Source organism: Leptolyngbya sp. FACHB-711 (assembly GCF_014695615.1).
Lineage (GTDB): Bacteria > Cyanobacteriota > Cyanobacteriia > Elainellales > Elainellaceae > Leptolyngbya_A.
On the sequence record NZ_JACJOR010000297.1, the window covers coordinates 1 to 7,432 of the forward strand.

The 7,432-nt window shown below is 52.8% G+C and carries 9 protein-coding genes; all 9 read left to right on the top strand.

Going from position 1 to position 7,432, the window contains the following annotated elements; translation table 11 throughout:
- Positions 1-667: 667 nt before the first annotated feature.
- The gene (locus tag H6F80_RS11750) at positions 668-967 is read left to right on the top strand and encodes a hypothetical protein (protein WP_190791738.1); all 300 of its coding nucleotides are present in this window, start codon (positions 668-670) and stop codon (positions 965-967) included.
- Positions 957-1,493: a hypothetical protein gene (locus H6F80_RS11755; protein WP_190791739.1), complete on the top strand. Its 537-nt coding sequence runs from the start codon at positions 957-959 to the stop codon at positions 1,491-1,493. Before H6F80_RS11750 ends, H6F80_RS11755 begins: the two co-directional genes overlap by 11 nt.
- Before the next feature lie 57 nt (positions 1,494-1,550).
- A complete protein-coding gene (locus H6F80_RS11760) occupies positions 1,551-2,636 on the top strand; it encodes a hypothetical protein (RefSeq protein WP_190791740.1) in 1,086 nt (361 codons plus the stop codon).
- Positions 2,637-2,688: 52 nt separating this feature from the next.
- Positions 2,689-3,174, top strand: a complete 486-nt coding sequence (locus H6F80_RS11765; protein WP_190791741.1) for a hypothetical protein — start codon at positions 2,689-2,691, stop codon at positions 3,172-3,174.
- A gap of 55 nt (positions 3,175-3,229) precedes the next feature.
- Entirely contained in the window at positions 3,230-3,604 is a 375-nt protein-coding gene (locus H6F80_RS11770) for a hypothetical protein (protein ID WP_190791742.1), read from the top strand.
- A gap of 23 nt (positions 3,605-3,627) precedes the next feature.
- Entirely contained in the window at positions 3,628-3,852 is a 225-nt protein-coding gene (locus tag H6F80_RS11775) for a hypothetical protein (protein ID WP_190791743.1), read from the top strand.
- Between the two features lie 42 nt (positions 3,853-3,894).
- Positions 3,895-6,324: a hypothetical protein gene (locus H6F80_RS11780; RefSeq protein WP_190791744.1), complete on the top strand. Its 2,430-nt coding sequence runs from the start codon at positions 3,895-3,897 to the stop codon at positions 6,322-6,324.
- Positions 6,325-6,547: 223 nt separating this feature from the next.
- Positions 6,548-7,126 carry a hypothetical protein gene (locus H6F80_RS11785; protein ID WP_190791745.1) on the top strand — a complete coding sequence of 193 codons (579 nt, stop codon included), beginning with the start codon at positions 6,548-6,550 and terminating at the stop codon, positions 7,124-7,126.
- Positions 7,126-7,389, top strand: coding sequence for a hypothetical protein (locus H6F80_RS11790; protein WP_190791746.1), 264 nt, complete (start codon positions 7,126-7,128; stop codon positions 7,387-7,389). The genes H6F80_RS11785 and H6F80_RS11790 overlap by 1 nt, the downstream gene beginning before the upstream one ends.
- Positions 7,390-7,432: the final 43 nt, after the last annotated feature.

Sequence of the window (7,432 nt, forward strand, 5' to 3'; positions counted from 1 at the left end):
CAAGCGATGACGGAAGCAGTTCAGTTCATTACTGAAGATGACGCCATTGGTTGGTTCAATCACTGTGGTCTATTCACATGAAATTTGCTGTAATGAGACTGAGATGCTTTTTCCTCAGATTGAGCGAGTCCAGCCGGGCGAACTTCTTACCCTCAGATTGAAGGGAAATCTGTCGCTAGCAACCGCCATTCAAGCTCTGAGCACAGCATGAGCCAAAGCACAACGCAGTGAAGCAACCGGGGCTGGCAACCCGCTGTAAGCTAGATGTCGCTGTGCTCCGCTCCCACATGAGTAGACCCTCTCCTGTTTTGTAAGGTTCAAGCTTCAACCTTACAAAGATTGTTAAGGGAGGTTGAAGGACTGTACACTCTCAGCCTCTCATAGTGTGCCGAACCAGACCCGCAGCTATCTGCGATCGCATAGACATGCTGTTGTGTGGCTCTTAGAAATCATTGTTCTCTTGAGAGAAGTGTTCACATAGATTTCTGAACACTTTTTCGTGTTTTTCAATTTGGTATGGATTTCATACTGATTCACGATCTTGTATGGAATCCATAGTTATCTATTGTTTGCTTTTAATTTAGTGTTCTATGTTTAATTCACAAGAAGTTCACCTGAATCTGACCAGAATCGTTTGACTTTCCGTTGAGATTCCGTTGAGGTCTGTATGCAAGCAGTAAAAGCAACCGTAGTTGTGAACTCAGACGGTTATACGCGAGATGAGCTTCGTCTCGCACTCTATGAACACACAAGCTACCGGTTGGAAGCGAAGCAGTTCTACCCCTGGCTACCTTACTGTCTGAGCCGTCGAAAAGCTCTTTACTCCGAGCGCGACCTGGCAAAGTTTGTTTTCGTGGCTCAGTTTATAAAGCGGGTACGGAGTCTAGAACTCGCTCGTGATGCCCTGATTGAAGACATCCAACAAAATCCACACAAGTACCCGGAGGAAATGCTGAATGTTAACTGAAGAAGAACAGCAAATTGCAAATGGGAATGGCAAATCATCCAATAAGCGATTGTCCAATAAATCGTCTAGCCCTGTTCCACCTGTTGATCCTGAAACGGCAGACGATGAATTGCTGGCATTGACCGCTGCCTCTGATGCAATTACAGGAACTCTGGCTCAGGCGGTTGAAGATTTGGCTCAATTGACCAGTGGAATTTATGACCAGCGCGATCGCATCACCGACGCTGGAGCGAAGGCGATCGCAACCGCTCTGAATCGCAATTCTATCCAGTGTGAAACGCTGATCAAGGCGTTCTCACGGGTACAAGGAGAAGCTCCTCGCCCTTTTGCTGTCGCGGTAGTCGATCTCTCTCCATTGCAGGTATCTTCGCCCTCACTACCGCAATCCTATGGCTCTCTGCTATCGCTACTTTCCTCTGGATCTACCGGGAGCAAACTGCCTGTGCTCGAGAACGCAACCACCTCGAATGGGAAATCCATTACGGAAACGACGAAGGCATTAGAAGTACAGCCGAGCGGTACTTAGAGTGCAGCCAGTAATCATGCTAAAGCCCTTCATTCTGGCAAACTATTGGAGATTTTCATGAATTCAACCGCATCCACGATTAACCTTCAGCAATACCTTGACCCAGAGTACGGATTGCTGATTCCGAGAATTAACGTTTTGATTTTGCTCGGGCTGAACGAACATGGACTGAGAAAATTTCATCCTCTCCTGACTTACGGGACAGATTTCATCAAAGTGCCTGGACAGGGCGCGATCGAACGCATCTTTTATAGCACGGCGGGGCTGCTCAAGCTGTGTGATGCGGTTGCGACTCCGCAGGTGCAGCAACTCAAAGGTGAACTTTCACAGTATTTGCCCAATCAATTTGCCGTCGCACCCCCTCAGTCGCCGCAAACTGAATCGCGGTTGCCGCAGAACTCTGCCCTGATTCATTCTCCGGCTCAATCGTTCACGATGTCGTCGCAGGGGGACAGCTTTGACCCGTATGCACCCGCGCAGCACACCGTCGCACCGTCGCACATCGTTCCTGCACCGTCGTCGGGGAACTACCCCGCACCGCCGTACCCCGGCGTAGAACGCTCCGATGACCCCGCCGCGATGATTGCTCAACAGCTCGCCCCCCACCTGTCTACTGCTGTCGCCGCGCAGGTTGCCCAGCAAGTGATGCCGCAAGTTCATCGGGCGATCGCCCGGTTGGAGGAACGCCAGTTGCAGGAACCGAAGGAGTTGACTCAGGCGGAGTTGCTGTTTGAACAGCAGAAGATCACGCTTCAGCAGTTTCTAGAAATGCAGCAAATAATTCTGGGCGCACAAGCCGCAGGCATGGACCAAGCAGCCGCGATGATGGATTCTGCCCCCAAGCCGCAAGCTTTCTTCCTCCAGGGCGGTAGCGGGTTTGAGGATCTAATTGCCCTGATGAAGTCGGAAGGGATGCAGATGCTGATTGGCTTGGTTGCCTTTGCCTTTGCCTTAGTTGCCTTGTTTGGATTTCTCTTCAGCCGATCGTTTGACCCAGTTCCTTTGCCTGACCCCTCAACGATCGCCCCCATTGCCCCGACTCCGGTTGCTCCCGTCGCCCCCGCCCCAACTGCGCCCCCCGCGGTTGCTCCGGCAAACCCCGTTCCTGGTTACTACTACCAACCTCAGACCACTCCTCAGTAGTCCGAGGGGTAGCGATGGAACATCCACTGTCAAAAAAAGGAGACGTTAACCTATGCCAGCAGGCATTTCAGAGTCCGAATTCAAGAAGCAGTCTGAACGCATCCTGCGTCAGATTCGCTCCGTCAAGATTCAGGGCTTGCAAGCCGATCTTGAGCGCGAACAATGGACTACCAAGCGCAAGCAAAAAAGTGTTGAAGTGGCGAAGGAGCAATATCGACAGGAAGAAATCAAACTCTCAATCGAGCAAACCCGCACCGACATCTTGCGGAACAACCTGAAGCGGACGCAGGTAGAACTGTCGATCAGCGAGGTTGAAATTACGGCAGCACAGGATCGCTTGAGCTTTGAAACTCAGTCGGTAGACATCAACCGCGATCTGTTCCGGCAACGGCTGGAATCGCTGGATTTGACCCTCGGTGAAGCGACCTTCAACAACGACGATCGCCGCGCTGAGTACCGCGAGAAAGAGATTCGCGTCGGCTTGCCGCGCTCCTTCTCCTTCGCAGGGGCAGGGGTAGGGAACCCCAACCTCAACTAGCCCGTTTTCTGTCGTTTCTACCGCCCCGCCGTGGGGCGGCGTAAACCCCACAATCATGGAACAACGTATCGCGGTGGGTTTGTCCGCTCTCCTTGTCTCCGGTGTGATTGCCCAACTTTTAAAGGTGGTGTGGTTTATCCCGTTGATTCCGCAGGGTGTCACCCTGATCGCGATCGTTATTGCCCTCGTATTTGGACTGGCAGCGTGGATGAAGTGGCTCAAGATCCTGCGTCGTCGTCAGATCAAAGCCGCAAAACGCCTTCAGAAGGACGCTGAGAGCTTTTCCTACCTCATTCAGTCTGAGCTTGTGGAGCATGAGCTAGATTTGTCGCCCAACGACCGACACGACCTGCAAACGACCTTGCTGAGAGTCGATCAAATCCTGCCCTTGGTGATGGGGGCGATCGGTATCCTGTTGGGACTTTTTTAACTGCACTTCATTTCACACTCTATATGCCTCAAAACCGCAAGCACATGGTCATCTTTCGCAATCCAGACGTTGATTTTCAGACCGATGCCAACTGCACATCTGATGCGATCGCTATTGCTCTTGAACACACAGGATGCCCTATCTCTGCCCTGGTTGAAGTTCGTCAGCCTGACCCTGACGACCCGTTCAACCCAAACAGCTTTATCTCCCTAGCAGGAGCTGCGCTCGATATCTGGCTTGAATCCTGAAATGGCTTTCTTCCTGACCCCCGCATCCCGCCTGGTGCAGCCATGACTTTCTATCCCCGCATTATCCCCACCGAAAACCCTCTGCGTCCCCTCGCTGCCCGTCCTACCCGCGAGGTAAAGCCGCGACTGTGGCTGCTCGTTTTGGCAACCTGTAGCACCCTCACGTTTGGCTATCGCCCCCAAGAACCTCTGCTTGCTACGCTCATGTGGGCAATCCGGCTAGGGGGTGCTGCCTGTGCGGTTGCCGCGCTCTACCGCGATCCTGAAATTGAGATTTACGATCCGATCGCCGAGGAAAAGGCACTGCATGAATTTCAGATGGCGCGGTTGCAGGCGGCTCACCAGGCTGCCCTTCAGCAAAAGCAGTGGGAAATCCAGCAGTATTACGACGCGCTCACGACTCAGCAGATCCAGCAGACGATCGACCACTATGCTGCGCTGTTGCAGCAAAAGGAATATGAACTGCTGCAATTAAAACAGGGATTGGCGAATCAGCAGGTTGAGTTTGAGACGGAAAAGCAACGCTTGACGCAATCCTGGCAAAGTCAGTGGGACAGGCTAGAGATTCAGACGGCTGAACTGGAGGTGATGAAAAACCAGCTCAAAGCCGAGCGCGATGCCATCTACGCTTGGGCAGAAGAAAAGGCGGCTGAACTGGACGCAGCGGAGCGTGACGCACGAGAGCAATTGAGTGCCCGTGCTGCCAAGCTAGAAAAAGACCTGGATAACCAGCGCAATTTGCTGATTGAAGAGTTTGAGAAGCAGCACAACGCCCTGGTTGGGGCTTGTCAAAAGGAGATTGAGAATTATAAGCGGCTGATTGCGGATATGGAAGCGACAATCGAATCGCAAAGGCTCTATCTCTACAACCTGCAACAGCCTGAACTGATCAACGGCTCCACGACCTACGAACTGCTGGCAGACCGGGTGATTCAATTTCTCTATAACCACGGCGTTATTGTGCGTGACCCGCGCATTGTGCCGTTTACAAAGAAATTCCAGTTGAGCTTCAACATTCTCCCGATCGTCCCCGGCAAAAACGATAAGGGCAAGTACGCTGAGAATTTGATTGATGCCTACAAGCGGATTCACGACCGCCTCTTAGAAGGCATCATGGCAGAGGTTCCCAACTGCAAAACTAAACCAGGGCTGGAAATGAGCAATCGTCGCATTGTGCTGACGATCGACATCTCTGGCGTTGATTGGGAAGCCGAAAATCAGGTCGATCCGATCGTCGAAGCCGACCCCGATTGGCCGCTCACGATTGTCCGCATTGCCAACCACTTCAGAGTGACCGGCAACACCGATACGGATAAGTCAACGCTGGTGGATAACCTTGTGGGTGCGATGCAGCAGGTGTGGGTAGAGCTGCGCCTCAGCGTGGCAGACCCCAAGTATCCTTTTACCGAATGGTCCACGTTCACCCCCAACTACAAGGGCGTGGAGGAGTCGTTTCGGGGCGTGAGTGCATTGGAGCAAATTGTCGATTCTCGCTTCCGATTGGCTCGCAAAGCAAAAGAAGCAGGAAAACCCTTACCAGAGTTTGCGCCTGAACTGTTTGTGCTAGATGAAGCTGAGATTTTGATGGACGAAGCCCGTGCGATCGATGAAGCAAACCCGCCGGAGCGCGGCAAAATTTCGCTGCAAAAACACCTGACGCGGATGCTCAGGAAGGGACTGAAACTGGGACGAGGCTTGACCAAGCAGAGAGGTAAGGGGTTGAAAGTGGCGTATATCGCCCAATCCCCGCTCTGCTCCCGGCTGGGCATGAACCGGGATGACTTTGACCAGTCCGTCAACATCTTCATCGGGGAGAACATCCCTCGTGCTCTGGAAGAAGAGCTAAAGACAAAGATCAGCAATGCCGATAAAGCTTTTTGGAAGGAGCAATACCACCTGCGCGTCGAACGGGGAGATCAATACTTCTGCCTAGTCAAAGCCCCTGGTTTACGTCCGTTTATTGCAACCATGCCCCCGCCAGGACATTACGCCTTGGGCGCGATCGAAACCGTTGCGCTGGCGGTGCCTGCCTCTAGTCAAGAGGAAGAAGTGCTAGAACTTGAAGCCTTTGATGAGGATGAAGAGGACATAGACGAGGACATAGACGAGGACATCCCGGTGGATGACGACGGTGAGGCGATCGCGGAGGAATTAGATGAACAGCGCGATCGGCTGGAGGAACGCTTTAACCTCCCTGACCTGACCCAACTGCCAGAGCGAGGGCTAGAGCTACTGGGATACGTTTACGGAAAAGGTAATCGCTACGCCGACGCGGAGGGCTGGTTTGTCGTTGCCAAGCTCAGAGACAACTGGGGCAAGGACCGTAACATCGACACGGCTGCGCTAAAAATCCTGCTGCACCAGCTCAACGATCTGGGCATCGGGGAGTTTCGTGCCCGTCCCGATGAAAACCCCGAAGCCTTCTGGCGACCCCGAATCGATCCCCGATTTTTACCCCGAAATGAGGAGTAAATTGGCGGGAAATCGGCGGGGTTGGGGCTGAATTGGTCGGGGTAGGAGCTTTACCCTGATAATCACTCCGAAAAACCCCGATCGCCCAAATGCTTTTCCTACCTTATTTCCCGCGATTGGCTGACTTACCCCGATTACCCCGAAAGTACCCCGAAACCCCCAAATTTGCAGTTTGCATCTAACTACCCCGAAACCCCGATTTTCCTCCTATTAGGAGTCCCCCATGAAACTCAGCCGAATAATTTTTTATGCAGGGATAGCAACATTTGGTGTTACTTCTGCGTTGGCATGGCAGCAGTCCAAAGCAACTGCATTAAGACAACGACGAGTTGTCTCCAGCGCAATGATTCAGCCTGCTGCTATCGCTGCGACAGCAGCCCCTTCCCCAATTCAAGCAACAGCAGCACCATCTGCTCAGTCTGCTGCCCCTGCTCCTGCTTCTACAGCTTCTCCGGCTGTTGCCGCAGCACCCAGGCAGCCTTTGATTACGCCAGCGCCCGCCGATCAAAGCGAACAAATCGATATTTTGACCATCAAGTCCTGCAACAGAACACCGGGGAACGCAAACTTTCGATCAGCGCCCGATCCTGACCCTCGCACTGTAGTCGGCGTGGTTCGCCAGAGCGATCCGGTGCAGCTTACAGGCAGGACTGCGGGTGAACCAGACAATCTTTGGTATGAGGCGATCGCCCTCACTCCTCTTTTTGCCAGTGCCCATGATCTTGCTGCTAACACGAAAGTTGGGCAGCGAGGGCTGCGAGGTTGGCTCTCTGGATGCTTCGTCAAGGGCGAGGCGTGGTGATGGGAAAGCGTGCTGTATCCCCTCAATATGTTGCCTACATCAACAGCAAAGGCTGGAAGCAGTCGCTTCGGCGTCAGATTGCCCTCAATCTTCTGTTTGGACGTGACCCGATCATTCCCCTACTGAAAGCGCACGATGTAGAGCATCTGAGCTACAAGCGGGTAGATTTCCCAAATTGCAGAGGGCATGAAATTCCGTTTCGGCTCATCCCATCTTTTGGTGATCCAGCAGTAGGGAGTACAAGCAAAAGCCTCTCAAACTAAGGGTTAGCGGCAATGTTTGAGGTTTAGAGCGTCTGAGAGCAAC

What these genes read in the sequence shown, in the direction of transcription:
- H6F80_RS11750 (WP_190791738.1), top strand. Translation starts at nt 668, where the DNA reads ATGCAAGCAGTAAAAGCAACCGTAGTTGTGAACTCAGACGGTTATACG.
- H6F80_RS11755 (WP_190791739.1), top strand. Translation starts at nt 957, where the DNA reads ATGTTAACTGAAGAAGAACAGCAAATTGCAAATGGGAATGGCAAATCA.
- H6F80_RS11760 (WP_190791740.1), top strand. Translation starts at nt 1,551, where the DNA reads ATGAATTCAACCGCATCCACGATTAACCTTCAGCAATACCTTGACCCA.
- H6F80_RS11765 (WP_190791741.1), top strand. Translation starts at nt 2,689, where the DNA reads ATGCCAGCAGGCATTTCAGAGTCCGAATTCAAGAAGCAGTCTGAACGC.
- H6F80_RS11770 (WP_190791742.1), top strand. Translation starts at nt 3,230, where the DNA reads ATGGAACAACGTATCGCGGTGGGTTTGTCCGCTCTCCTTGTCTCCGGT.
- H6F80_RS11775 (WP_190791743.1), top strand. Translation starts at nt 3,628, where the DNA reads ATGCCTCAAAACCGCAAGCACATGGTCATCTTTCGCAATCCAGACGTT.
- H6F80_RS11780 (WP_190791744.1), top strand. Translation starts at nt 3,895, where the DNA reads ATGACTTTCTATCCCCGCATTATCCCCACCGAAAACCCTCTGCGTCCC.
- H6F80_RS11785 (WP_190791745.1), top strand. Translation starts at nt 6,548, where the DNA reads ATGAAACTCAGCCGAATAATTTTTTATGCAGGGATAGCAACATTTGGT.
- H6F80_RS11790 (WP_190791746.1), top strand. Translation starts at nt 7,126, where the DNA reads ATGGGAAAGCGTGCTGTATCCCCTCAATATGTTGCCTACATCAACAGC.